This window comes from Neobacillus novalis NBRC 102450 (genome assembly GCF_001591805.1).
Classification (GTDB): domain Bacteria; phylum Bacillota; class Bacilli; order Bacillales; family Cytobacillaceae; genus Neobacillus; species Neobacillus novalis.
Genome location: NZ_BCVP01000009.1, coordinates 131348 through 155639, shown reverse-complemented (window position 1 = coordinate 155639; position 24292 = coordinate 131348). Strand labels below are relative to the sequence as shown.

Sequence of the window (24292 nt, the reverse complement as noted above, 5' to 3'; positions counted from 1 at the left end):
TTCACATGGTACTTGACACCTTATCTTGACACCCTTGCTTATTTCATTTTCTTTATAAATATGACCTTCAAATAGTTTCCTTCGGGAAATTCTTTGATGGTTTTGAAATCGGCGGGTAGTGAAAATTGCTCCAATAGTTTGTAGCGATGGCCAGTTTCGTTAAAGGCCGTCTCGATAAACCCCTTGAATTTTTCCATCCCAAAAGTACTGCAGTTGGTGGAAGCAACAATCGTCCCGTTATCCTCTGTAATCGCAATTGCTTCTTTTAAAAGATTCTTATAATCCTTTTCCGCACTAAAGACAAATTTCTTAGACCGTGCAAAGCTTGGAGGATCGAGGATGACCACATCAAACTTCAACTGTTTTTTGGCCGCATATTTAAAATAATTAAATACATCTTCCACAATAATAGCTTGTGTTTTATGGTCAATGTCATTTACAGTAAATTGCTCAATCGTTTTTCCCCTGCTTCGATTGGCCAGATCCACACTTGTCGTTTTTGTGGCTCCGCCTAATGCCGCAACAACAGAAAATGCCCCGGTATAAGAGAATGTATTTAATACGGTCTTACCATTAGCATACGCATCCCGAATCGTTCGCCTTACATCTCTTTGATCTAAAAACACTCCGACCATCGCACTTTCATTCAAATAAACGGCAAAATTGACGCCATTTTCTTTGATGATAATCGGAAACTGACCCCTTTCACCTGCGACGAAGTCATCTTCTTCAATATATTTACCTTCGTTATCAAATCGCTTTTTCTGATAGATGGATTTAAATTCCACTAATTCCTGTAAGGCCTGAATAATATATTCCCGAAAGTGATAAATACCCACGCTGTACCAGGTTAACAAATAATACCCAGCAAAGTAGTCAATCGTCAAACCGCCGATTCCATCACCTTCGCCATTAAATACCCGAAACGCCGTTGTTTCCGTATTTTTATAAAATGATTCTCTATCCTTAATCGCTTCTTTAAGCTTTTTCCTAAAAAAGTTCTGATCAATAGAGACGTTTTCTTTTCTACTCAGTACCCAGCCAAGTCCTTTATTTTGTTTGCCATAATAGCCTTTGCCAATAAAGCGATTCCTTTCGTCGACCAACTTGACGATGGAACCCTCTTTTACTGTATCGTTCACATTGATAATTACTTCCTTAGGAATAAGCGGATAGCCGCTTTTTAGCTTATTTACAAAATTTGATTTTACTTTTAAACAGATTTCAGTATTCATCGGTTCGTCCCATCTATTTTATTAATCCTTATAATAGTGTAGACAAGCTCAAGTCATATCACTCACAGGATTGTATCTTGACCTAAAAAACAATACAACCATCATAACACGAAAGAAGTTCCATTCCCTACAATTTTCACGCTCACATTGGGGGTGGGGCTATCACCATAACAAAGACCCGCCACAAATTATCGTGGCGGGCTGCATGTTTGTTTCAAGTTAATAAACTCCTCAACGGTAATGACGGTGTCCTTAAACCCGAGTCTTTCCGCCAACTTCGTGATTCCTGGAGCTTCTACGCAGGCCGTTTCCAATAGTTCCTTTTGCGAAAACACATATCTTGTGTCCCCATCAAGAAGAACTTTTCCTTCCGTAAACACAATCGTCCGTTCAAAATTCTCAGCAACGAAATCCATATCATGAATAATCGTCATCACTAGTTTATTCTTGTCCTTTAAGGCTTGGATGATTTGCCGGATTTTTTCCTTGCCTCCATGGTCCTGGGCAATCGTCGGCTCGTCGAAAATAATGATATCCGTTTCCATAGCCACAACCGATGCGATACAAAGCAGCTTTTTTTCCGATAAGCTTAAATCATGAGGATTCATCTCTAGTTTGCCATCAAGCTCGACCATCTTTAAGGCCTCGATAGCCTTTTCCTTTGCCGTCTGCTTATCCATTTTTATATTCAACGGACCGAACATTACTTCATCCAAAACCGTTCGTTTAAATATCTGATCATTAGGATTTTGAAAAACCAGCCCAATCGTTCTTGCCAGTTGGGCGGCAGTTTTCCTGTTTACATTGTGATCATGAATCAAGATTTCCCCTTCATCTGCTTTAAGCAAGCCTTTCAGCAGCTTCACGAATGTTGTTTTCCCAGCCCCGTTTTGGCCAATGATGGCGGTAGAGCGCCGGTCAAACTCCAGTTTAATCCCGGTGAGCACAGGAGTTTCCTTATTATAGGAAAATGAAAGATTGGCTATCTTGATCATGCTCCATCCCCCCTTAATACCCTTTCAGCCTCTTCAAGAGTAACAGGATACTCATCCGTACCCGCCTTTTTAACACCCAATGCCTTACACACCCTTGTATAAACGGGTGCGGTTACGCCTTTTTCCTCCAGGTCTTCTCTTGAAAAAACTTTCCCCGGTGTATCAAAATCTACAACTTTTCCGTTATTAAGGAGTAAGACTCTGTCACAATACTGGGCAATCTTCTCCATTTTATGTTCAGCTAGAATGACCGTTATTCCCTGCTTACTTAGACTTTGAATCGCCTGAAACACTTCCTCCGAACCGGCCGGGTCGAGCTGAGATGTCGGTTCGTCCAACACAAGAATATCTGGTTTCATTGCGATGATACTTGCAATTGCCATCCGCTGCATTTGCCCGCCAGATAAATCAAAGGGATTATGGTCCTTTACCTGCTCAATTTTTAACAAATTAAGCACTGAATCGATTCGTTCAATGATTTCAGACCGGGGGACGCCGATATTCTCGAGGCCAAAGGCAATTTCCTCATAAACCGTCATCTTCGAGCCCGTCACCTGCGTAAATGGATTTTGAAACACCATCCCGACCTTTAATGAAATATCAGCAATCGAATGATTCTTCACTTCCAGCCCGCCGACAAATACTTTACCACCGTAAGCCCCTTTATAAAAATGAGGAACTAAGCCAACCAGCGCTTGGCATAACGTCGATTTACCGGCTAAATTTTTCCCAATGATGCCGATAAACTCCCCTTGTTTTATATCAAAGGTCACGTCATTAAGAGCGAGCGAATCAGCTAATGGATATTTATATTTGAGACCTTCGACCACTATTCTTTTCATAAAAATATCCTCCACACGACCGCCGCCACAGTTAGCAACAACATCCCCATCTGAAGGATCTTGCTGAACTGATACGTTTTTTCTTCATATAAAAAGGTTTTCGGGGCTTGAGAATTAAAGCCACGTACCTCCAAGGCCATCGCTCTTTCCTTTGTATTGATCAGCGATCCCAGCACGACAGGTCCCAGTAATGGTAGAAATGCTTTGATCCTGACCAGCAATTTCCCTTCTGTCTCCATCCCTCTAGCCCGTTGTGCATCCGTAATCGTGCTCATTGTCGCCATCATCTCGGGGATAATTTGAAAAACGGAAACAACCACATAGCCGATTCGCGGTGACATTCCCTTTCGCACCAAGGCCTCGACAAGATCCGAGGGTTTCGTTGTCAGCACAAGAATCATGAAGGCGCCAATAATATTGATGACCCTAAGAGTAATCGTCAAGGCAAAGAGCAGTCCTTCTTTGTACATCGTTAACGGCCCGATTTGAAACAGAACCGTTTCATTTTCCGGTTTAAACATTCCCTGGATAAGGACGACTGTAATCAGGATCAGAAAAACAAAGCCAAAAACGGGGATTGTTTTCCTGATCACCTTCGCCGCTAGCAACAACGCAAGACTAAGTCCAATTAATAAAAATGAAACCGTGAATAATGGCAGAATAATCGGAATTAAAATGGCAAAAGGAATGTACCAGAGCTTAGTGATTGGATCAACGTCATGGACGAAAGAGGTTCCTTCCTCATATAAGCTAATCGATTTCACAAACTGTCACCGGCTTTCTTTTTCCAAGCATTAGTCTAGGGTCTCTATCTTTTCATTGTTCGTGTATAATTGGATGACATTTTGCGGTAATCCTCTAAAAATACCATAGCTGACAAGAACGACAACTATTTTATCAGGGATATCGACGACAATCTCGTCAAGCAAAGAGGCCAGCCAAGTAGAATCGGTTTTAGCTAGAACAAAAGTATATAAGGCATCGCCCCAAATATTCCCTGTCGTTCCACCCCAGAATCCGATATTGATTGGTGTTGAAACAACTGTTGCCACAAGCCCGATGATTAACCCAGCGACCACCGCTTTCCCCCAGCTGGTAATAAAGCCTTTGTAAAAAAGAATCCCGACTGCCAAACCAATCGCCACACTAGTAATCGCATAGACAAAGGAGATAGGATCGGTAAAGCCATAGATAATATTATTAATGGCTCCGGCTAACGCGCCGACAATTGGACCACCAAGCATCGCTGCTAAGACAGTCCCGATGGAATCTAACCATAATGGCAGCTTCAGCAATGCTGCAAGTAATTTACCAATATAGTTAACTCCTACTGCAACAGGAATAAGAACGAGTGCGGCTGTTGATAAGCGTAACGACCACATGCTTTGTTTTTTCAATGAAAAAAACCCCCTTTTATTTTTTAAATAGTAGAATCATAGGAAACAATCGCCTCAAGTGCGGTGAGGATTTCGAGCTCTTCTCCTCGTTTACTATTGTTTTTCTCATCAATATAATCATTGATTCCCCCTTCTAAATTTCCCTCTTTTTCGACAACGACATTTAAGATGGAAGCGGTCTTAATACCGCGTAACCCGCCAATCACAAATAGTGCCGCTGTTTCCATGTCTGATGCGAGAATTCCTTTCTCAGACCAGTACTTGTCGATATCTTGTTCCTTATCAGTATAAAAGCTGTCATGACATCTGACAATACCTGTGTAGTTTTTTGCATCGTTCTTTTTTGCTGCGTTCATCACATGAAAAAGCAATTCTGGATCCGGTATCGCGGGATAAGCCTTGTTAATATAGGAATAGGAAGCACCGTCATTTCTTACCGCTCCGGAAGCAATTACCAGGTCACCTAGATGCAAATGCGGCTGTAAGGCGCCGCAACTGCCAATCCGAATCATTACTTTTACGCCAACATTTCTTAACTCTTCGATGGCAATTCCAGCAGACACCCCGCCAATACCTGTTGAAATAATTAAAACAGGGATTCCTTTATAGAAACCTTTTATCGTTTTGTATTCTCGGTTGTAAGCAAGGACTTCAGGTTGATCTAAAAATTTTGCTGCTTCATCGACGCGCCCTGGATCTCCCGGTAGTAAAGCGTATTGAACTTCATGGTCGTTTCCAATTCTGATATGCGGTTGTAGGTTGGTTTTCATTTTCGTTGGCTCCTTTTGGGTTATTTTAATAGATAGAATGACTTGTGTTTGAATGTTAAAATGGATGATTTATTTTCGGTTCTATTCACATTGGGGTAGATTTGGATTTATCTGCTGAAAGGGTGCTTTTTCATCTAGTTGGAATTTATCTACTATTTATTACAATTTTACCAAAATAAATGAATTCGGTCATTTATTTAAAGAAACCCAGCCCTTTTTTGGTTATTCTTTAAGGAATAACATCGTATACTGTATAAAAACAGGAGGTGTATCAATTGCCAATTCCGGACGGATCAAAAAGGTATACCTATAAGGATTGGATGGCATGGGACGGACGCTGGGAACTGATTCAAGGAAAAGCCTTTAATATTGCACCTGCCCCATCATCAAATCATCAGTTTATTGTAGGAGAATTATTCCATAGTTTACGGCTTTATTTTGAAAACAAGGAATGTTATGTAATGGTATCGCCATTTGACGTATTTCTTAGCGATAATGGTGATTATGATAGCATTAATCATGTGGTACAACCTGACATTTCAGTAATAGGTAATAATAAACAAATTACAAGAAATGGATGTAATGGCGCACCTGCCTTAATTATTGAAGTTTTATCATCCTCGACTGCTTTGAAAGACTACAACGAAAAATTCAATATTTATCAGCAATCCGGGGTTAAGGAATATTGGATTGTCGACTCAGCCAATAAAATCATTCATGTCCATCGCAGGAAAGATGGTTATTTTTCAAAAAGGATTTCATTTGGTTCAGAAGATTCATTAAAATCCTTTCTATATGATGATTTAACAATTGATTTAAAAGAAGTCTTTAACATGTGAAAAGGTGCCTGACACCAAACTGGTGTCAGGCACCTTTTCATTTATTTAATCTTTATTTTTTCATTCCCCTTAATCCATGACGGATAGGCCGTAAGTTCAAGGGAAATGGGACCCGCTTGTTTTTCTAGGTCTGGAATGTAAACACCAATTTCAGCGTCCCGCTGCTCATTACCCTCACTCTTATAGCTTGAACCAGATTCTATTCGCTCGCCATTACCATCCTTAATTTCCGAAAAAAGGAAGTAATGAAACTCCTTTTCCGTATGGAAATTGAAGATTAGATAGTTGTCTGCTACTCGTAAATCACTTAGATGGCCCCCTTTTGGTTGTTTCAGGATTTGGAGTTTCTTCGGATCCACGACAACATTTACTTCATCCTTATCAATAGCCTGAAGTTTGTTGAGAACTAGGTACAGCTTTTTCGGCTCCTGGAAGTAGTTGCTTTGTAAATAAAGGATAAACTCGTCGGGTGAAATGTTACTTGATACAGTCCCATTACTAATTTTATTCCACGTTTCTCCATTTTCATCAACAAGCCTTAGATCCTCGAAACTTAGAATTCTTTTGGTGTTTTTAGGATCCATTTTAACATGAACCGCTGCCCTTAACGGATATACATCGGCATTTAAAAACTTTATCTTTTGTCCTTCGATTGTAACGGTTTTATTTAATGTGTATGACTTCTTCTTTTGGATTTCTTTTGTAAGATTAAATTTTAAGGTAAATTCTTCTTTTAGATTTGTCCCTTCTACGCTTACTTTTAATTCAAGTTCCTTCGCTGCTAAAGGTGATTGAAAATAAAATTCAAACATGTCACTATTGGTGGTTTCTCCTTTATATAGAGAGCTTCCCATTGAAATTGAGCCAATATCAAGCTTTTTCCCATCTAAACTTTCTAAGCGAACACTCTTATTTTGCAGCGCCTCCAGTTTTGCCTTCGTTTCCAATGTATAAAATAAAACCAGTCCATTTTCATCGGCAATCGCTCCATCTAATGTAAGCTTTATACCGTTTTTTTCCTGAGATACACCGATCTTTTCATAGTAATCATTTTCGACCGCCAGGAGCTTTCCTTTATCATCCCGAATGAGGTCGACCAATTTTTCCATTCCTGGAATGACGGTAATATAATTTGCGAATGCCGGTGAAAGTCGTATCGATGTGAAAAATCCTAGCAAAATAATTGCGGCAGCCGCCAGCGTAAACACCCATCTTTTTCGGCGGGATTTCCGTTTCGCTTCTGATTTAGCCTTTTGAAATCCTGCAAAAATAGCTTCATCCAATGAATCCAGCGGAACTTGAACATTATCATACATATTTTTCAATTGCTCTTCTTCCTTTTCATACACGCTGATCACCGCCATTCCCTTCAAGTTTATTCCTAAGTGCCTTCAACGCTTTGTTTAACCACGTCTTAACCGTGCCTTCTGGGCATTGAAGCGTAAGGGCAATATCTTTTATTTTCATATCCTGAAAATACTTCAACGTTATGATTTCTTGGGAGCGCTCATCCAATCCCAGCATCGCATCTTTTAGCTCCATCTCGTTATAGTTCTCGGATGTGCCTTGCAGACTTAAGATTTCTTCACTGAATACAACTCGCTTTTCTTTTTTCAATTGATCATTGCAGTAATTAATCATAATGCGAATCAGCCATGTTTTGAAATATGAAGCATCTCTGACTGTGCGGATACTCTTATATGCACGGTAGGTAACTTCCTGAATCGCCTCCAGCGCCTCTTCCTCACTCCTTAAAAAGGAAAGAGCCGTTTTATATAAATCTATTTTGTATAGCTGAATCAGCTGCAAAAATGCAGAATCATCACCTTTGATTGCCTCTTTCACTAATTGCTCACATGCACTCAGGTTCCTCATCCCCCTCACAACCCTGTTGTACTACATATTAGACCATTTAGTAGAAAAAAAGTTTTGAATTTTATTAAAAAAATAAGGTGTTCTCCTCTCACATGAAAAAAGAGCTTGGGAATTACTCCACAAACCCTTAAATTCGCCAGTAATAGTGGCTTTTCCGCCAGTCAATCTATGCTATCGCCAGTAATGCTGCGTTTGCCGCCAGTAAACCATCTGATATGCTACCCTCAGTCGGTGATCCCGAACAGCCGGCATCCATGAAGGATAAACTGTTCCCACTTTGGGTCATCGGGCGGGTCCAACATGGTCATCACAACACCGTTAATATAGGCAAAATAAGACCACGAAAGCCCGAGTGGATCACAGGCAGGAATTTCTCCGTTTGTTTGTCCTTCTTCCACAATCGGAACGACAGCAGCAAAAAAATCACGGGCAAAGGCAAAAAGCTCTTCCGCTATTTCGGGAAAACGTTCCGGCTGCCCTAGCACGTAAAACATCAAGCGCATCTGATTACGATGATTGGAAAAATGTTGCAGATGACAAATCACCATTTTCTTTAACCGTTCATGTGGTGTCCCTTGAGCCATGACGATTTTCTTTAAGATTTCGCGTTGTTCGTCTAATGGCTCAATGACTGCTGCTTTAAATAAATCCTCTTTTGACACAAAGTAGTTGAATACCGTCCCGAATCCTACACCCGCTTGTTTCGCAATAGTTGCGACGGTGGTCGCACTAAAGCCATTGTCTGCAAATAACGGGATAGCAGCTTCAAGTATTTTCGCTCGCTTCTCGAGCATATTTTGTTCCCTTTTCAATTCGATTCACCTCTAAAAAGTGTTCGCCGTAACCATTTCTTTAATTGCGTTTATGACGATATCTGGTTGCTCAAGATGTACGTTATGACTGCTATTTTCAGCCACAACCAGCTTTCCATTTTTCGATAAATCGCTAGTGTCAGAAGCAGCATCTCTTAACGCTTGTTTGATTTTTCCCTGTACTTCCTTAGATGTACCGGGAGCGAATTGGTCGACAATGCCTGCTGCAATGACTGTTAGTGGAAGCTCGCCTAAATCCGGGGCTTTTCGAACAAGCTCATATCCTAAACGCAAATGGGCAAACTCACTTCCCGCAGCAGTCAAGGCACTCGTTTGAAACGATTTTTTCCAAAGCATTTTTTGCACCTCAGGAGGGCAACCGCCTATTGCTTTTGAAAAGCCTGGAACCATTTTACACGCAGCCAATGCTCTTAAGATACCAATCTTAGATAAAAACGTAAAAACTCTCATCATTTTTGCGCCCATTTCTTGTCCCTTATGGTGCTCACGTGGAAACCTGTCTGTCAGCTCATCTTCATGTGTGGCATCGACTAATACCATTCCTCTCACTTGATTCGGATAGCGATTGGCATATAGCCGCGCATTTATGCCGCCATACGAATGACCAACAAGTATAATCGGTCCGTCAATTCTTGCTTGGACCAGCAATTCATGTAACTCTTCAACACATTTTTCATTCGTACGGGGTAGTGGGCCGGCTTCACTCCAGCCATAGCCCGCCCGGTCATAAACTACGACTCTCGTTAATTTTGCAATCTCCGGATAGACGAGACTCCACATGAGTGCTGAGCCGCCGGCACCATGTTCAAATACAATTGTAGGCAGCGAACATTCCGCCCCGCCCGAAATCATATGCAGGCAATGTGTTCCTATATTGATTATTGTGCCTGGCGGAGTCAATTTATTAGCCATTTGAATCACCTTCCAATTTTAAAAAGTGATTGATTAATCAATCTTTTTATTGAAATAGTAACATCATAGGTAATATTTGTAAATATCTTTTTATAAAAAATTCCAAATTTTAAATATCACCAACGTATCTTTTCCATAACCCCAAATTAAACCCTCCTCAAATTGAGAAGGGCTGATGTGTATCCATCAACAGGAATGCTTTTTTGGAGGTTGAGGTGATTACCCTTGATTGGTATGAACAGTACCGTGACCATGGTGAATGCCATGACCTGGATAATAACCGGTGTGACCATGGTGAACGCCATGGCCTGGATAATAACCGGTGTGACCATGGTGAACGCCATGTCCTGGATAATAACCAGTGTGACCATGGTGATAGCCATGTCCTGGATAATATCCTCCGTGGCCATGATGGTAGCCTACTTGAGTAGGATAATACCCACCATGTCCATGATGATACCCCACTTGACTAGGGTAATACCCGCCATGCCCTTGATGGGTGCCATGTCCCGGATAATATCCACCATGGCCGTGATGATAACCTTGTGCTTGATTAGCATCGTAATTGCCTAATTGCCTTAACATTTTTTCTCTCCTCCTCAAATGGTTGCCAAATAGTGTATGTGTCCATAATCAATGGGGAATAGACTCCTGCCCACAATTCCCATACCATTTAATGAAGTGCTCGATAAATTTAGCACTGTTTTTTAATCTATTGCTTCTCTTTTTTAAAAAATCTGATATTTTTATATTATAGAAAAATAATAAGGTGGGGGAACTATTGATAACAAACTTTCATGAAAACGACCATCGTTTCTTTATGCAGGAAGCATTAAAGGAAGCAGAAGAGGCTGGGAAACGTGGCGACCGGCCAATCGGTGCGGTTATTGTCCACAACGGCATCATAATCTCAAGGGGATCCAACAGAATTAATACGATGGACAGCGAGCTAGAGCATGCGGAAATCAATGCGATGAATCGATGTGCTTCGTATTTGCGGAAACATGCGCGGGAGTGCATACTCTATACAACGGTTGAACCTTGTATGATGTGCTTATCCACGCTAGTTGTGGGCAATATCCGAAATGTTGTTTTTGCTTTAGAGGATAAATATCTGGATATTTCCCATTTCATCGATTCAAATGACTACATAAATAAGCGATTACATCACTATATAGGCGGTGTATTAGCTGAGGAATCAGCGGAAATATTGAAGACCTACTCCCCTTTTATGGCAGAAGTCGTGTTGAACGGGCGCAGACCATCTTAAAGGAATCTTCACAACTTCCACATAACTTCACTATAAGTTCGACACAAGTTTATTTTAATATAAAGGTAACTTAATTAAGGAATGGTTCGAAGAGCTCATTTCTTAAAACTTCCCATAATTTGATTGGTGCCTGACACCAATCTATTTTTTTACCTAAAAACCATCTTCATAACTTCCACACAACTTCCCCCTAAGTTCTACACAAGTATTTCATATGATAAGGGTAACTTAATTAGGAAATAAGTTCATTGAGCTCATTTCTTAAAACTTCCCATTTTGGATTGGTGAATGCACCAATCTATTTTTTTGCCTCTTTTTTGGTGCCTGACACCCTTTCTACCACCGTAATAGTATTTTTGGTGTCAGGCACCATTTTCAAGAAAATGTCAGCCGCCACAATTTGTGATGACTCTCTATTATTAGTTTACTCCAACCTGTGTCCAAGCCGAGGCTACCGCGCTATATTGGGTGCTCCCTGATCCGTATAAGTCTGCCGCAGCCGCTAAAAGGGCGCTACGAGCGTCTTTAAAGTTACTCTTTGGTGATAGGTAGACCGTTAACGCCCGGTAATAGATTTTCTCCGCTACTGAAGTTCCCAGCTTGGAAATCGTTAAATAGGCTGCCTTGTTTGGAATCCCGCTATTTGTATGGACGCCGCCGTTATCAGCAGTCGTATTTACATATTTATTCATATGATCTGGCTGTCCATAAAGACCGGGGTCGGATAAGCTTCGAAGAGCATCGCCCGCTTTATTCGGCGTATACACATCTTCACCAATCAAATAATTCTTTTTATCTAGGAATACCCCGAATGTATCAGAAATTGACTCATTTAATGCTCCAGATTGATATTGATACTCTAATCCCGCGGTTCTTTCTGTTACCGCATGCGTTAATTCATGGGCCACCACATCTAGGGCACCGGATAATGCCCTAAAGGTTGTACCGTCGCCATCCCCATACACCATTTGCGCGCCATTCCAGAAGGCATTGTTGTAATTTCTGCTGTAGTGAACTGTTGAGCGAATCGTTGCGCCCCTGTTATCAAAGCTGTTTCGATTATGAGTATTCTTGAAATAATCGTAGACAACACCTGCATAGTAATGTGCATCGACATCGGCCCTCTGTGAGGTAGCATTAAAATTATTATCTGGGTCCACTGAATAATTTCCAGGTAATGAGGTTGAATTTGCTGCCGTTCTTGTTTCAATCACACCCGTCATCGCTTTGGTCGTATCATACAAATAGTAAGTGCCGCTTGATAAATAGGTATTAAGCGGTTTTGTATCCCCCAAAACGCCAACTCCGCTGCCTGCATCATTCACCGCATTATAGGAATCTAGGACATTACCATTTACAGCATCCACATATACTACCCAGTTTGCCGGGTATGGCTGAATAAATTGGAGGGTTGTTTTATAGGCTAAGTAAAAGTCATTATCTTTTTTATAAACCACTAGGTCTGCGTTTTCGACCGTATCTTCAAACTTTTTCCCATCTGGGCCCGCTTCGGCGTTGGTTTCTGTTTCCGCTTTGGTGACATGGATTGATTTCCATGCCTTATCTAGAGCACCAGCCTGCGCAATCTGCGCTTTCAGCTTCCCTTTAAAATAAGAGTAAGCTTCTGGGAACACGTCTCCGTTTACAACCGTAATCATGCCATTTTTATCGGTATGGACCTTAAATTTCGCTCCATCTACCGGAATTCCCTGGACAGATTGGACAAAATTATAATGAGTGCTGCCGAGCTCGTCCGTTTCTACATCGAGCAAAGTCAAATCTTTGTCAGCATCTAATTGATAGAGTTCTTTATTTTCTTTTAAAAATTGTTTAATAGAATCCTTATTCTTATGAGCTTTAGTAGATAATTTCCCATGGACGAAGGATGGGACAGCTTGTCCAGTTTTCCAATTCACCTTGACATCCTTCCCAAACTGCTTCGCTTCCTTGGTAACCGTAACGTTTTCCGAAATCGTATTTGCCGCAGCCGTAATCGGTAACACAGTCCCCATCGTTAATCCCAATGCCAATACAAGTGACGTTCGTTTCTTCATCTCTTCCTCCACCTTCCAAAGATATATTTTATTGCAATTTTCAAAATATATCATATCACGGTAAAGCCATCTGCATAATTGGGAAAAAAGAGGCTGATAGAGTGTCAGGCACCAGAGGGTTTTATGCCACCGAATTAAAAAACCCAACGCCAGATAGATTTTTGGTGTTGGGAAAAATTAAGGTATTATTTTTTATTGGCTGGATTACGAAGACATTTTTCGTCAATTTCAGCTGATTTTCCTATTTTTAACGAAGCAATTTATTTGGAGCACTACTATTTTTTTACATATTCTACCGTAAATCCCTTAGCTAATAACGTGATTGAATCATCCCAAACGCTATTTTCGGTAGATTTTAAAACGACTGCAATTAATTTTTTCCCATTTCGTTCGGCAGAGGACACGAGACAATAGCCTGCTTCATCGGTGAAACCAGTCTTAATTCCATTGGCTCCTTCAAAATAAAACGGGCTGCTTGAATCGAGAAGCTTATTTTTATTCTGAAACGTAATGACCTTATCTGAATAGACTTTACTGCTAACCACTTCTTTGAAATCAGGATTTTCCATAGCCGCTCTTGCGATGCTCCCCAAATCATGGGCAGTAGAATAATGATTGGAATGATGCAGCCCATGAGGATTCATGAAGTGAGAGTCTGTTGCTCCAACTTCTTTAGCCTTTTTGTTCATCATCGCAACGAAATAGTCTAACGCTTTTTTTTCTGAAATATGAGGGTTACCCATTTGTTTTTTTGCTATGTAAATGGCTATTGTTCTGGCAGCATCATTACCTGAAGGAAGCATCAGACCAGCTAGTAATTCTCTTAGCGTGAGAACTTGCCCTTTATAAAGAAAAGCTGAGCTTTCTTCTGCTGTTTTTAGGTTTATTTCCTTGCCAACGGTGATTTGATCATTTAAATTTCCATATTGAACCGCTAATAATCCAGTTAAGATTTTCGTTGTACTCGCGGGAAAAAGCCTTTTGTTATCGTTTTTTGCATAGATAACCTTTCCTGAATCTAAATCTAGTAACAATGCCGCTTCGCCCTTGATGGACGGGCTTGAGTTTATCGATTCTAATAAGCTATTTTTGGGTATATCTCCTTGGGAGCTAAGCAAACCTTTTAAATGGGTTCCAAAACCGACGATCATACATGCAGCCACTACAATCATTACATTTTTTATTTTCATAAAATACAGCACTCCTAGAAAAATAGTATAGTCCAAATATAGCCATTATTTCTAAAGAGAATTGAAAATAAACCTAAAGAAAACCTTAAGAATAGATAATGGGTGATTTTTTTAAAAAAACGCATGACCCAACTTCAATGATCCATTGGTAATGGCAGTTGAACTTGGAATATCGTTTCTGCCTCATTACTTGATACGATTATTTCCCCTTTGTGCAATTCGACGATTCCTTTGGCAATTGCAAGGCCTAAGCCGGTACCGCCGGTCTCGTCCGACCTCGACTTCTCCGCACGGTACAATCGATCAAAAATATGGGGAATAGCGTTTGCGGGAATCGCTTCCCCATAATTGACGACCTTCACGACCGCATATTGTTCATTTTCTTCGACAATGAGATCGATTTTTTTACCTTCCCTTCCATATTTAATCGCATTGGAAATTAGATTTTCAAACACTCTCATGAGTTTGTCCGGATCAGCCTCAATCATGATTTCAGCGGCAGGATTTTTAATCTCTATTTTTATGCCTGCAGTTCGCAATTCTGGATTAAATTGGGCTGTGAGTTGTTTTAGCAGTTCATTAATGTTAAACCTTATCAGTTTAAGTGCCACATCTCGATTATTGATTTTTGTAAATTCAAATAGGTCGTTGACCATTCGATTTAAGCGTTTTGATTTATCAAAGGCAATTGTAACAAAATAACGAAGCTCGACTTCATCACGATATTGGTCTTCCTCAATTAACTGTAAATAGCCGATAATCGAGGTTAAGGGTGTCCTTAGATCATGAGACACATTGGTCACCAGCTCATTTTTCGATTGAACGGCTCGCTTTTCTTCTTCAATTAACGATTTAAGCTGTTCCTCCATGCTATTTATGTTTTGAGCAAATCGACCTAATCCCCCATGATTCTTTACGGGAATAGTTATATCAAATTGCCCCTTTGAAAGCTGTTGAACAGAATTGCTAATCAGAGTAAAATACGATGTCATTTTTTTGATTGCTAATGAATAATAAATGACCGTAAACAGAATCGTCCCACTGAAAAATAAGTTCCAAAATCCATAGTTATCATATAAATAGACGTATAAATAATTGACTCTTGACGGCAAGGGCACTTTCATATAAACAAATCTGATGATATACCCTAATAGTGCCATTGATATTGCTGCAGATAGGAAGCTATATATTAAATACGACATTAACCTGGTATAAAGCGAAGGTGATTTTTTATCCATCAATTTTGTACCCCACTCCCCAGATGGTTTTGATTAATTTATAGCCTAGTTCCTTTTCAAGCTTTTCGCGTAAATTGCTGATATGAACCATCACCGTATTATTTGAAGAAAAGTATGTTTCCTTCCATACGAGTTCAAAGATTTCTTCGCTGCTAAAAACTCTGCCCAGATTGGATACCATGATATAAAGAATCGCAAATTCTTTTGAGGTTAATGGGATGGAACTTCCCTTTACCTTTGCTGTATGAAAGGTTTTATTAACCTCCAGACTTCCCACCTTAATAATCTCGTCTACGCCCCGTTCCTCTTGGTAGAGATAGGTCCTTCGTATTAATGTTTTAACACGAGCCACTAGCTCTAAGGGATTGAAGGGTTTTGTTAAGTAATCATCAGCACCGCTCATTAACCCGGTTATTTTGTCGATATCCTCTGTTTTGGCACTAATCATCAGGATTGGCACATGATTTTTTTCACGTAAAATCCTTCATACTTCCATGCCATCGACCTTTGGCATCATCACGTCTAATACAATCAAATCAATCTTTTCCTTTTCAAAAAGGGCTAAGGCCTCTTCGCCATTAAATGCCCGTGAAATTTTATAGCCTTCATTTTGCAAATAAATCGCAATCAATTGGACGATTTCATTATCATCATCCACGATTAATATATTTCTCAATTTTTCTCTTCCCCCTATCATTATTTAGATGAAGATTTATGTAAATTTGTCTCTATATTAAAAAAATACCACAGCATCAAGGACTGTGGCAGGTGAAATTAATTTAATTTGTTTAGACGGGAGGAAACTCGGGTGACAAACTACTATCTCACTTTTTCAATCGGTATCTCAAATACGTTCCACAAAAATAGAATCCATACTGCAGATAGTCCCCACGCCAAGAGTGGATGTTTGTAATGTATTCGCAGCACAGAAAACATCACAATATTAAAAAAGAATGACCAGTACATACTCCAGCCGTGATGATGTTCAATCAAGTTTAAATAGTGAAGATTGATGTATTCCACCGATGAAAAAAGAAATACCCAAAAAAATATCCAAAAAGCAGCTTTCACCTTCCCTTGAGGAAAATGGCCAAGATAAATCATGATGGTTGATGGGTAAACAACAAACATGATCATAATGGAAATAAATGCGTGATTTCTAAGGATGTTTTCAGCAAGGATTGTCTCTTTGTACATCCAGAATCGGTAGTTATAAAACAAAAAATTTTTCAGCAGGTCGCCAATAATAAAGAATAAAATGGTCGGATAATAACCGCGCCACTTGCGCCAATTTCCCCATTTGATTCCAGCTAATAGAAAAAGTCCATTAAAAATAAAGTGCATGGTTTACTCCACATCTTTTTAACGTTACTTTTTCCATTTACTTGGAAGTTTATTCTGGGGTACAATCCCAATTTTATCTTCTTAAAGACCACACTTACTGTCTAACAGGGAGTTTATTTCATTGAACAATCTTGATAGATTTCACTTTTTTAAGTTTTACCCAACGGTTCTTTTTCGTTCCCTGCTCCAATTCCTCAACTCCGAATGTCAAAATAGGCTCAGCGCCAATTAATATCTCCGTACTAAGAGATGCCATGTAGACTCGATTCACCAATTTCTGGCCATTTAGCAATTCAACCGTTATGAACTGTCCTATCTTTAATTCGTCTAAAACTGGAAGCCTCTTTAAAAAGTATTGTTTATTGTATTCGTCGATTTTCTTATCGATCAACCGAGTACCTAGGATAAATGCCACGACACAAATAATCACTGACCACCAACCGAAACTTTTTAAGTAGGTGTCACCGATATACAAAACTACAAACAGAAGTGCAATTTTTAAAAGCCAATAGATTAACTTCATTTAAATCTTCCTTTCGAAAAATCAACTATGCTACTATTGTTCTCCGAAATTGAAATTTCGAAAATGAACCAAACCAAAAATAATAGAAATTTCATCCTACTTAATTATCTTCTATCTTTTTGATTACCTTTCCGCTGTTATCATAAAAAGTGAATGTTTCTCCCGAAGGTCCTTGGCAGTCAAACGCATCAGGTTGTGTATTATAAAACCAAAATTTCAAATCTTTGGCTTCCTTAAAATATGATCCCAATGGCAATAATTCTGCGTCACTTTTTCCTATTTTAACTTTGACAATATCAGAATTATTGGTAATAGCTGTTTCCACACAGTTGAAACTTAAATCATAATCAAGCTGTTTCTCATTTATTCTTTTAATATCATCGCTATCGATACTATAAATTGAAGGGAATGTCCAAAGAAAAAAGTCCTTTCGAAAACGAAGCTGATAAATTTGATTTTCACCAGCTAAAATGAGTAATCTTTCATCATCTGTTTCGATTTTTTTAGCATTCTTTAAAAAATCACTCGTCATTCCCGAATACTTCGTATTACTCGCCCATGCTTGATATGCTCTTTCCTTTGTAAAAAAGCTTTCTGAAAAAAACAAATCCCCCGTTTTCAAAAAATAAAGAAACCAAAAAATTAAGAATACAACCAAAATGGAAATCAAAATCCGAGTTACTTTCATTGTTGTCCCCCAATAAAACTATGAATTTCTGTTTATAATAAATTATTTTTTGATATCATTCATCCATCCATTTATAACTGTTTGCTATTTTTTAATCCTTTTTCAATATCATTTAAAAGTTCATCGCTAACAGACCAATAATATCCATTTGAATCAATCACAAGAAGATCACCTTGTAACCAAAATGAACCGCCAATTGTTCCTTTTGACTCTGTTTGAAAAAGCAGTTTGTAATATTTATCGTATTGTTTGCCTGGAGGGAATTGACCATTATCCACTTTGGATCCTTTCTTCATTTTTGAAGCAGCTTTAGCAATTTTTAATACAGTCTTTTTATCAGTAATCTGATAATTATTCTCCTTCGTTTGAATAATCACGGAGGTAAAATCGCTGTTAGAAACTCGGAAATTAAAAATTGAGGTATGAGTAAACAGGTATATTGCTATGCCCATACAAATAGCAAAAATTCCAGTTAAAATTACAATAGGATACTTCTTTTTCATGGTTTCCTCATCCAATCTGTTTTTTAAGTATGAATTTTCCAACTGTATTTCGATTATAGCAGAATCATTAATAGAAAAATAACAAAATTTCCATTTCCGTTGTAACGAATCAGCATTCAAAAAGACTTATACTTAGAAAGGGGGTGAGGGAGTGGAGGAGTTAAAGGAATTGTACGAATTACATTCTAAGGGGATTTATTCCTATTTGTTTTATTTGACGAAAAATCCCCAGCAAGCTGAGGAACTTTTACAAGAAACTTTTTATCAAGCATGTATTTCTATTCATCGGTTTAACCAAAATCCAATATAGTTCGAGTTCAGTCCCTTAGTTTTAGAAGGGGACTGAACCCTTGTTGAAATAATTTACCACTCCTAGCCTTCCCGGATTTCTTTAAAGCTTCTCCCACCTAAGAAGGCATGGCCTGTTACAAACTTCCCTGCAGTATTGAAACCATATTTTGCATAGACCTTTTCGATTTTCTCATTGATCGGAAAAACCCATAAATCTTCCTTGCCGCTTTTCTTTACTTCTCCTTGCAGGAAGTAAATAAGCTCGCCAATTAGACCCTTCCCTCTGAATTCTTCTTTCGTCGCTACGCTCTCCATTCGAGCTTGATTTCCATGCTCGAATAAGCAAGCAGTCGCACAGGCAATACCATCATAACGAAGAATATAATATGTGAAAGCAGGGTGCTTAAACTCTTCGGAAAAAGCCTTTTCTCTCACTTCCCTTCCACCAAACTCCTTAATACTGCATTCAATCTCTAATGCTTCATTGAAATTTTCCTCTGTTACTTTTTCAATCGTAACTTGATCACTTCTTTTATGGTTCTTGATATCTTTATTCCAGATTTGAATTGGGCTGACTAATTCTTCAAAGCCAAATTTGTATGAATCTAATTCCTTTATAAATTGCGATAGTTTTTCCAGATTATAAAGATAGAAGCGCGGTGTTATGTTTCTTTCATTAAAGAACTGAATTACTTCCTCAATAACCGCCCTGGGATTTTCCGGTGCTTTATGTATATGAGCATGATTGGCATCATAATATGTCGGTTGGTTTTCATTGTAAAAGATATAACCCCATGACGTGTTTATTCTCTTTGTAAAGGTGTCAATGTACGCTATATCAAGGTCCAGGACGTTTTGTAGTAGGTTCAAATTGTTCTCCTCCTTTAAAATTGAAAATCTGTTATAATGCCGAAACGAAATGATCTTTATGTAGAATGGGAACAGTATTTTTCAATTTCCTTGTTATCCTTTAAAATGATCAACTTTTTATTATATTTGCTTAAAGTTTTTAGTATTTCTGGTTTACCTTCGTTCTCAAAATAGGCATTCCACTTGAACATTTTCCTAAACATCTTGAATGTTGGTTGATAGTTTGCTTGTTCAAGCCCAACCTTTTGTAAAAAAAATCTTTTGATTATCCTATATGTTCGTTTAGAGTAGTCCGTATCCAAAAAGATAATCATATCCGCATTCTGAAAACTTTGTGCTACCCATTCATAATGAACACCTTCTATTATCCAAGCATCAGTATGAATGATAGAATTTAAATATTCATTTCTTTCTTCATCGGATCTTCTTATATCTCCTGACGTACACCGTTTCCAGACAACATTATCTAATTCATAATGAGGAACTTTCAACTTAGCAGATAGGGTCCGTGCTAATGTCGTTTTTCCACTGCCAACTGAACCAATAATATGTATTTTTTGCATATCTGCCACCGTTCTGTTAATCCGCGGATTTGCTACAGGAAAATACTAAGAAAAGTGGAATTCCCATCCGTCTTATATACTCTTGCTCACTTTTAAAATTCTCTTTTTGTGGGCTGCATTCTCGGATTTCATCTATGGAAAATCCTTCACTTTTTAATAGTTTAAAATAATCTTCAACTGTTCGATGATATTTAACCACTTCTTTTTCAATCCATGTTTCTACCCGCTTGCCTACATGAAAGTATTCGTCGACAATCCAATTCTGCCGCTGCGAAGAGTGTGAAGCACTTTCGATAGATGATGTTAAAATCGGATGTTGAACGCTAAAGATAAACTTTCCATCTGCTTTTAAACATTTGTTCACTTGTTCAAATACTGGACCTAATTCTGCTAAATAATGAAGGGCCAGCCGCGAAACAACTTTATCATATCTCGCTTCCGGGAAATCCCACGTTTCCATAGAACTATGATGAACTTTTCCATTTGTCTCATTTAACATTTCTCTGGCTTTTTCCACCATGTTTGTCGAACCTTCTACTCCTTCATAACTTGAACAGCCCTGCTGAAATAGTTCGCGCCCAAACCCAGCATCACCGCAGCCTAAATCTAATATATATTCCCCTGCCACATCCCCCATTAGCTCCACTATCACAGGCCGTTCGATAATATTGTTTGGACTTTCTTCCCGATGTCTTCTTTTTAAATAATCTGTGAAAAACTTTTCATGATCGTAAACGTCAGAACCTTTATATTCCATTTGGAGTCCCCCTTTCAATTTACTTTACATAATTTTCTTCTTAATGTGCAATGATAATAGAAAAAAAAGAGGGTCATTACTTGAAGAGACTGCTAATTAGTTTATTAGTAACATTACTTTTTTGCTCTGTCAGTGGAGAACAACTGAATGTATTCACTCATGCCTATGCGCAGCAGAAACCCATTCCGCCATATGCGAAATGGGGTGAGTTTGCTATGAAGAAAACGGAAGAAAGGTATCCGAATGCCAAGATCATTGATTATCTTCATATTGGCAGAACTCCTGGCCCACAGACCTCAACGGAGAAATTCAAACTGTGGTTAAAAGACAATCAAAAAGAATTTGGAGTTTTTATTAATATTGAATTCAACAATGAAACCCAAAAGGTCATTAACGTAACTTTTAAGGAGACGCCTAAGTAATGATATAATAGGACTTTGTTACTTCCCCTTTTTCCCTTTCTTTTCAACGAAGTAAAAACCAATTGCAATGACTAACAGAAGAAATAAAATCCCGATAATTATTGTGAAGGAACCAGGTTTTAGGAAATCATTTTTATTGCCTGCATACTCCCCTTCTCTGGTTGCCTTTTTGTATATACCGTCCTTCTCTTTAATGGCAATGGCATCATCTGTGCTAATTCCTTTAATTGAATAGTATTTAGTCCCTTTTTTATAGATGTTTGAAAAGTTACCCGAATAAGTACCTTCCATATCCGAATACTTTGTAACATGCCCAATCTCTTTATCTATCTCTGTTACATTCTCATCGCTAACGACATAGGTATAGCCATCCCAGACCACAAACAAATTGACCCAACTTGCTGAGGACTTACTTGGCATAAAAAACGAAGTTATTGCAGTGAAAAATAAAACAAATACAAATAAGGGCTTGTACTTCATCCAATCTCCTCCCGCTGATTAACGCATCCTTGGCCATCTGGAATTAATAACTATCAACTATCTAGATTTAATTTCACTTCCAATTGAATTTCCATTTCCTTTATTAGAGTAAGGCATTTTGGTAATGACAATGGGTTTATTGGGATCGGCTTTGGGAATCAATTGTGGCCCGCTGTTATTTGGCATCGCGTCAACATCCTGTACCTCTGGCGGCAGCGGGTCATTTACATTGTTTCTAATGATGATTTTCTGTTGATGCCGTTCGTGGTTTATGGCGCCCTGTTCTTGTACTTTTTCTGTACGGCTGCAGCCAAATAAAGTGGCGCTTAGTGTCAATGCTAACGACGATAAAAGTAACTTTTTCAATTTATAACCCTCCCCTACTTATTATAGAAAATAGACGAATTCTTTTCGCTTCCGTTACTTGAGAAAAGAAATCATCTCATGCTTTGTTAGCGGCCAAATAATTTACTCCAAAAGCTCTTCTTTATCGGTTCAGTCTTCGCAGCAAATTTGTGCTCCGTTTCCTCGTCTTCAAGAATTCCTTTTTGCCTCGCTTCCCTTAACCAGCTTGGGAATTCGTTTAATAAAGAATCGTAAAGCTGATCATCAGAAATCTTATCTATTTCTTCGACATGAAAAAAGTTTGCGTTATCGACGATTCGTCCTTCCATCGTATCTAATTTCCTCAGAAAATCAAAATTCCCATTTCCAATTCCAACAAACTGCCAAAATACAGGATGTTTGGCGGAACTTTCAATTATCGGCTTAATTGATTTCTTGCAGCCTCCATCGTTGATAAAAACAATATAAGCTGGATCCGTGCTTGGTTCCTCTTCAAGATACTTTCTTAATACATCTTTCATTACGGGCGGTTCGTCATTTCTGCCGAATTTATGTACTAATTCATCCTCAAGAATAATTCGATTCACATAACCGTCGAAATCCCCCTCCGAAACGGGTTTTAATCTTGAAAACTCATTATCATAGACCCATACATCCAACATACCATCGTCATCAAACTGGGAGGCTATTGCCAAAATCCTTTCCACTACCTTTTGGACAGTACCATTCTTGTACATGTTTCTCATGGAGCCCGTAATATCTAAAACCAGCCCCACTCTAGCTGTGACCGTTGCTAACTTCTTTTTTTCCAAGACAATCTTTACGCTCTTTTTCTGCAAATCTATTGTCGCCATTTTAATTAATTCTCCTTAAAAAATTTTTTAAATGAAAGTCGAGAATCCGCTTCTTCATTTTCGTTGTATTAAAGATTTGTTTATTTCATTTACTAGAGTTTGCAATGCTTCCCCTCTTTGTGAACCTTTCATGTTCCTCCGAAATTCTTCTCTCTTGTTCTGAACCGACTCTAAGTGCTTTTAGACACAAATCAGCACTTGGAAAACACTAAATCAGGTTTCAGTTTTTTTTAAATCTTCCGGGCCTCCATACAACCTTTCACCACACTAAACAGATCAATGAAATTTTCAAAGTCTATATATCTTCTAAGTTTCCCCTCTGATAATCCCATGATAAGGGATATTTATTTTTCTTATTAACTCTTTTTCAATCCCATTTTTAGAACCAATAATCTCAATAAATATTGTTCATTTAATTGAAAATCCCGTCATTTGACAGGCTTTTCTAGTATAAACAAATTAAATTTATTCAACCACAATTGAAATACCAAAATGCTCTTTTAATGCATTTATACCTTTTGGTGTAAGCTGAACGGCACGGTTCTTTGCTGCTTTTGTAATCCATCCGTGATTAAAAAAATGAGTGGCAATTGCTGACCCTAACCAGCCAGAAATATGATAGCGTCTTTCACTCCAATCAAGACAGGGCTTTGCAAATATTCTCCTTTTTGTATTTGCCTCTTCAATATTAATTCCAAATTGAGTAAACCACTCTATTCCTTTCTTTGTTACTTCATATAATCCATCCTCAAGATATACTATTTCTTTATCAATTAGAGCTTTTGTTACTTTTACACCAAGTTCTCCAGCCAGATGATCATAACAAGTTCGGCCAAAACGTACCTGCTTCAATTGACTCGACTGTCGTAAGGATCGAATTTCTACAGGGGGTGCGATTGTTCCCAACTTTTCGATCACTTCCGCTACTTCTTTACTGGCAAGTCGGTAATAGCGGTGTCTACCGTGTTGCTCCATCACAAGTAAATTTCCTTCAACTAATTTAGCAAGATGGGAACTAATGGTTGGATGTGATACTTTCGCCATATAAGCTAATTCGCTCGCTGGAAGTGCCTGTCCATTCATTAGACTATCTAAAATGATGGCTCTTGTTTGTTCAGCCATTAGTTTTGCAATATATGAAAAATTCGGATATACATTCATATTTCGATGATACCCTAAGTGTATTTTTATTACAATGATAC

29 protein-coding genes and 1 pseudogene are annotated in these 24292 nt (G+C 38.6%); 4 read left to right on the top strand and 26 right to left on the bottom strand.

Annotated features, from left to right (window positions below):
- Nucleotides 1–38 precede the first annotated feature (38 nt).
- The 6 genes from BANVL01_RS06685 to BANVL01_RS06660 form a co-directional block, all read right to left on the bottom strand.
- On the bottom strand, nt 39–1235 hold the full coding sequence (locus BANVL01_RS06685; protein ID WP_066083294.1) for a class I SAM-dependent rRNA methyltransferase: 1197 nt from the start codon (nt 1233–1235) through the stop codon (nt 39–41).
- A 188-nt stretch (nt 1236–1423) separates the two neighbouring features.
- The gene (locus tag BANVL01_RS06680; RefSeq protein ID WP_066083291.1) at nt 1424–2230 is read right to left on the bottom strand and encodes an energy-coupling factor ABC transporter ATP-binding protein; all 807 of its coding nucleotides are present in this window, start codon (nt 2228–2230) and stop codon (nt 1424–1426) included.
- Nucleotides 2227–3072, bottom strand: a complete 846-nt coding sequence (locus BANVL01_RS06675) for an energy-coupling factor ABC transporter ATP-binding protein (protein ID WP_066083289.1) — start codon at nt 3070–3072, stop codon at nt 2227–2229. Before BANVL01_RS06675 ends, BANVL01_RS06680 begins: the two co-directional genes overlap by 4 nt.
- Nucleotides 3069–3836, bottom strand: coding sequence for an energy-coupling factor transporter transmembrane component T family protein (locus tag BANVL01_RS06670; RefSeq protein WP_066083288.1), 768 nt, complete (start codon nt 3834–3836; stop codon nt 3069–3071). Before BANVL01_RS06670 ends, BANVL01_RS06675 begins: the two co-directional genes overlap by 4 nt.
- Nucleotides 3837–3866: 30 nt before the next feature.
- Nucleotides 3867–4469: an ECF transporter S component gene (locus BANVL01_RS06665; protein WP_172800849.1), complete on the bottom strand. Its 603-nt coding sequence runs from the start codon at nt 4467–4469 to the stop codon at nt 3867–3869.
- 23 nt (nt 4470–4492) lie between these two features.
- Nucleotides 4493–5239 (bottom strand): nucleoside phosphorylase, encoded by a 747-nt coding sequence (locus tag BANVL01_RS06660; RefSeq protein ID WP_066083286.1) that lies wholly within the window; start codon nt 5237–5239, stop codon nt 4493–4495.
- A gap of 320 nt (nt 5240–5559) precedes the next feature.
- Here BANVL01_RS06660 and BANVL01_RS06655 point away from each other — a divergent pair, with 320 nt between their 5' ends.
- Nucleotides 5560–6078: a Uma2 family endonuclease gene (locus tag BANVL01_RS06655; protein ID WP_066096124.1), complete on the top strand. Its 519-nt coding sequence runs from the start codon at nt 5560–5562 to the stop codon at nt 6076–6078.
- Between the two features lie 41 nt (nt 6079–6119).
- On the opposite strand, the gene BANVL01_RS06650 is transcribed toward BANVL01_RS06655, so the two are convergent.
- The 5 genes from BANVL01_RS06650 to BANVL01_RS26620 form a co-directional block, all read right to left on the bottom strand.
- Nucleotides 6120–7442 (bottom strand): DUF4179 domain-containing protein, encoded by a 1323-nt coding sequence (locus BANVL01_RS06650; protein WP_082804895.1) that lies wholly within the window; start codon nt 7440–7442, stop codon nt 6120–6122.
- The gene (locus tag BANVL01_RS06645; protein ID WP_066083283.1) at nt 7420–7953 is read right to left on the bottom strand and encodes a sigma-70 family RNA polymerase sigma factor; all 534 of its coding nucleotides are present in this window, start codon (nt 7951–7953) and stop codon (nt 7420–7422) included. Before BANVL01_RS06645 ends, BANVL01_RS06650 begins: the two co-directional genes overlap by 23 nt.
- Nucleotides 7954–8177: 224 nt before the next feature.
- On the bottom strand, nt 8178–8765 hold the full coding sequence (locus BANVL01_RS06640; protein WP_066083279.1) for a TetR/AcrR family transcriptional regulator: 588 nt from the start codon (nt 8763–8765) through the stop codon (nt 8178–8180).
- 12 nt (nt 8766–8777) lie between these two features.
- Nucleotides 8778–9698 carry an alpha/beta fold hydrolase gene (locus BANVL01_RS06635; protein WP_066083278.1) on the bottom strand — a complete coding sequence of 307 codons (921 nt, stop codon included), beginning with the start codon at nt 9696–9698 and terminating at the stop codon, nt 8778–8780.
- A 219-nt stretch (nt 9699–9917) separates the two neighbouring features.
- Nucleotides 9918–10283 carry a hypothetical protein gene (locus tag BANVL01_RS26620; RefSeq protein ID WP_082804894.1) on the bottom strand — a complete coding sequence of 122 codons (366 nt, stop codon included), beginning with the start codon at nt 10281–10283 and terminating at the stop codon, nt 9918–9920.
- A 196-nt stretch (nt 10284–10479) separates the two neighbouring features.
- On the opposite strand from BANVL01_RS26620, the gene BANVL01_RS06625 reads away from it, so the two are divergent.
- On the top strand, nt 10480–10968 hold the full coding sequence (locus BANVL01_RS06625; RefSeq protein WP_066147757.1) for a nucleoside deaminase: 489 nt from the start codon (nt 10480–10482) through the stop codon (nt 10966–10968).
- Between the two features lie 419 nt (nt 10969–11387).
- Here BANVL01_RS06625 and BANVL01_RS06620 read toward each other — a convergent pair whose 3' ends face one another.
- From BANVL01_RS06620 to BANVL01_RS06585, 8 genes and pseudogenes are all read right to left on the bottom strand, one after another.
- Nucleotides 11388–13022 (bottom strand): M4 family metallopeptidase, encoded by a 1635-nt coding sequence (locus BANVL01_RS06620; RefSeq protein WP_066083274.1) that lies wholly within the window; start codon nt 13020–13022, stop codon nt 11388–11390.
- Between the two features lie 275 nt (nt 13023–13297).
- On the bottom strand, nt 13298–14212 hold the full coding sequence (locus BANVL01_RS06615; protein ID WP_066083273.1) for a D-alanyl-D-alanine carboxypeptidase family protein: 915 nt from the start codon (nt 14210–14212) through the stop codon (nt 13298–13300).
- A gap of 134 nt (nt 14213–14346) precedes the next feature.
- Nucleotides 14347–15414, bottom strand: coding sequence for a sensor histidine kinase (locus BANVL01_RS06610; RefSeq protein WP_169803141.1), 1068 nt, complete (start codon nt 15412–15414; stop codon nt 14347–14349).
- A gap of 28 nt (nt 15415–15442) precedes the next feature.
- A pseudogene (locus tag BANVL01_RS06605) lies at nt 15443–16147 on the bottom strand (response regulator transcription factor).
- 122 nt (nt 16148–16269) lie between these two features.
- Entirely contained in the window at nt 16270–16794 is a 525-nt protein-coding gene (locus BANVL01_RS06600) for a CBO0543 family protein (RefSeq protein ID WP_066083269.1), read from the bottom strand.
- Nucleotides 16795–16912: 118 nt separating this feature from the next.
- A complete protein-coding gene (locus tag BANVL01_RS06595; protein ID WP_066083267.1) occupies nt 16913–17317 on the bottom strand; it encodes a hypothetical protein in 405 nt (134 codons plus the stop codon).
- Between the two features lie 100 nt (nt 17318–17417).
- A complete protein-coding gene (locus BANVL01_RS06590) occupies nt 17418–18005 on the bottom strand; it encodes a hypothetical protein (RefSeq protein ID WP_066083265.1) in 588 nt (195 codons plus the stop codon).
- A 71-nt stretch (nt 18006–18076) separates the two neighbouring features.
- Nucleotides 18077–18523, bottom strand: coding sequence for a hypothetical protein (locus tag BANVL01_RS06585; RefSeq protein WP_156487418.1), 447 nt, complete (start codon nt 18521–18523; stop codon nt 18077–18079).
- 136 nt (nt 18524–18659) lie between these two features.
- Between BANVL01_RS06585 and BANVL01_RS26615 the strand changes: the two genes are divergently transcribed.
- A complete protein-coding gene (locus BANVL01_RS26615) occupies nt 18660–18818 on the top strand; it encodes an RNA polymerase sigma factor (protein WP_082804893.1) in 159 nt (52 codons plus the stop codon).
- Nucleotides 18819–18880: 62 nt separating this feature from the next.
- Here BANVL01_RS26615 and BANVL01_RS06580 read toward each other — a convergent pair whose 3' ends face one another.
- The 3 genes from BANVL01_RS06580 to BANVL01_RS06570 are packed head-to-tail and all read right to left on the bottom strand — an operon-like array spanning nt 18881 to nt 20989.
- Complete coding sequence (locus tag BANVL01_RS06580; protein ID WP_066083261.1) at nt 18881–19669, bottom strand: GNAT family N-acetyltransferase; 789 nt, start codon at nt 19667–19669, stop codon at nt 18881–18883.
- Nucleotides 19670–19725: 56 nt separating this feature from the next.
- Nucleotides 19726–20232, bottom strand: a complete 507-nt coding sequence (locus tag BANVL01_RS06575) for an AAA family ATPase (protein ID WP_066083259.1) — start codon at nt 20230–20232, stop codon at nt 19726–19728.
- A 16-nt stretch (nt 20233–20248) separates the two neighbouring features.
- On the bottom strand, nt 20249–20989 hold the full coding sequence (locus BANVL01_RS06570; protein ID WP_066083257.1) for a class I SAM-dependent DNA methyltransferase: 741 nt from the start codon (nt 20987–20989) through the stop codon (nt 20249–20251).
- 80 nt (nt 20990–21069) lie between these two features.
- Here BANVL01_RS06570 and BANVL01_RS06565 point away from each other — a divergent pair, with 80 nt between their 5' ends.
- On the top strand, nt 21070–21411 hold the full coding sequence (locus BANVL01_RS06565; RefSeq protein WP_066083255.1) for a DUF3889 domain-containing protein: 342 nt from the start codon (nt 21070–21072) through the stop codon (nt 21409–21411).
- A gap of 18 nt (nt 21412–21429) precedes the next feature.
- On the opposite strand, the gene BANVL01_RS06560 is transcribed toward BANVL01_RS06565, so the two are convergent.
- The 4 genes from BANVL01_RS06560 to BANVL01_RS06545 form a co-directional block, all read right to left on the bottom strand.
- Entirely contained in the window at nt 21430–21891 is a 462-nt protein-coding gene (locus BANVL01_RS06560; RefSeq protein WP_066083254.1) for a hypothetical protein, read from the bottom strand.
- Between the two features lie 57 nt (nt 21892–21948).
- Complete coding sequence (locus BANVL01_RS06555) at nt 21949–22257, bottom strand: hypothetical protein (RefSeq protein WP_066083251.1); 309 nt, start codon at nt 22255–22257, stop codon at nt 21949–21951.
- 86 nt (nt 22258–22343) lie between these two features.
- Nucleotides 22344–23090: a vWA domain-containing protein gene (locus BANVL01_RS06550; protein WP_066083249.1), complete on the bottom strand. Its 747-nt coding sequence runs from the start codon at nt 23088–23090 to the stop codon at nt 22344–22346.
- Nucleotides 23091–23555: 465 nt separating this feature from the next.
- Nucleotides 23556–24251 (bottom strand): ArsR/SmtB family transcription factor, encoded by a 696-nt coding sequence (locus BANVL01_RS06545; protein ID WP_066083247.1) that lies wholly within the window; start codon nt 24249–24251, stop codon nt 23556–23558.
- Nucleotides 24252–24292 lie beyond the last annotated feature (41 nt).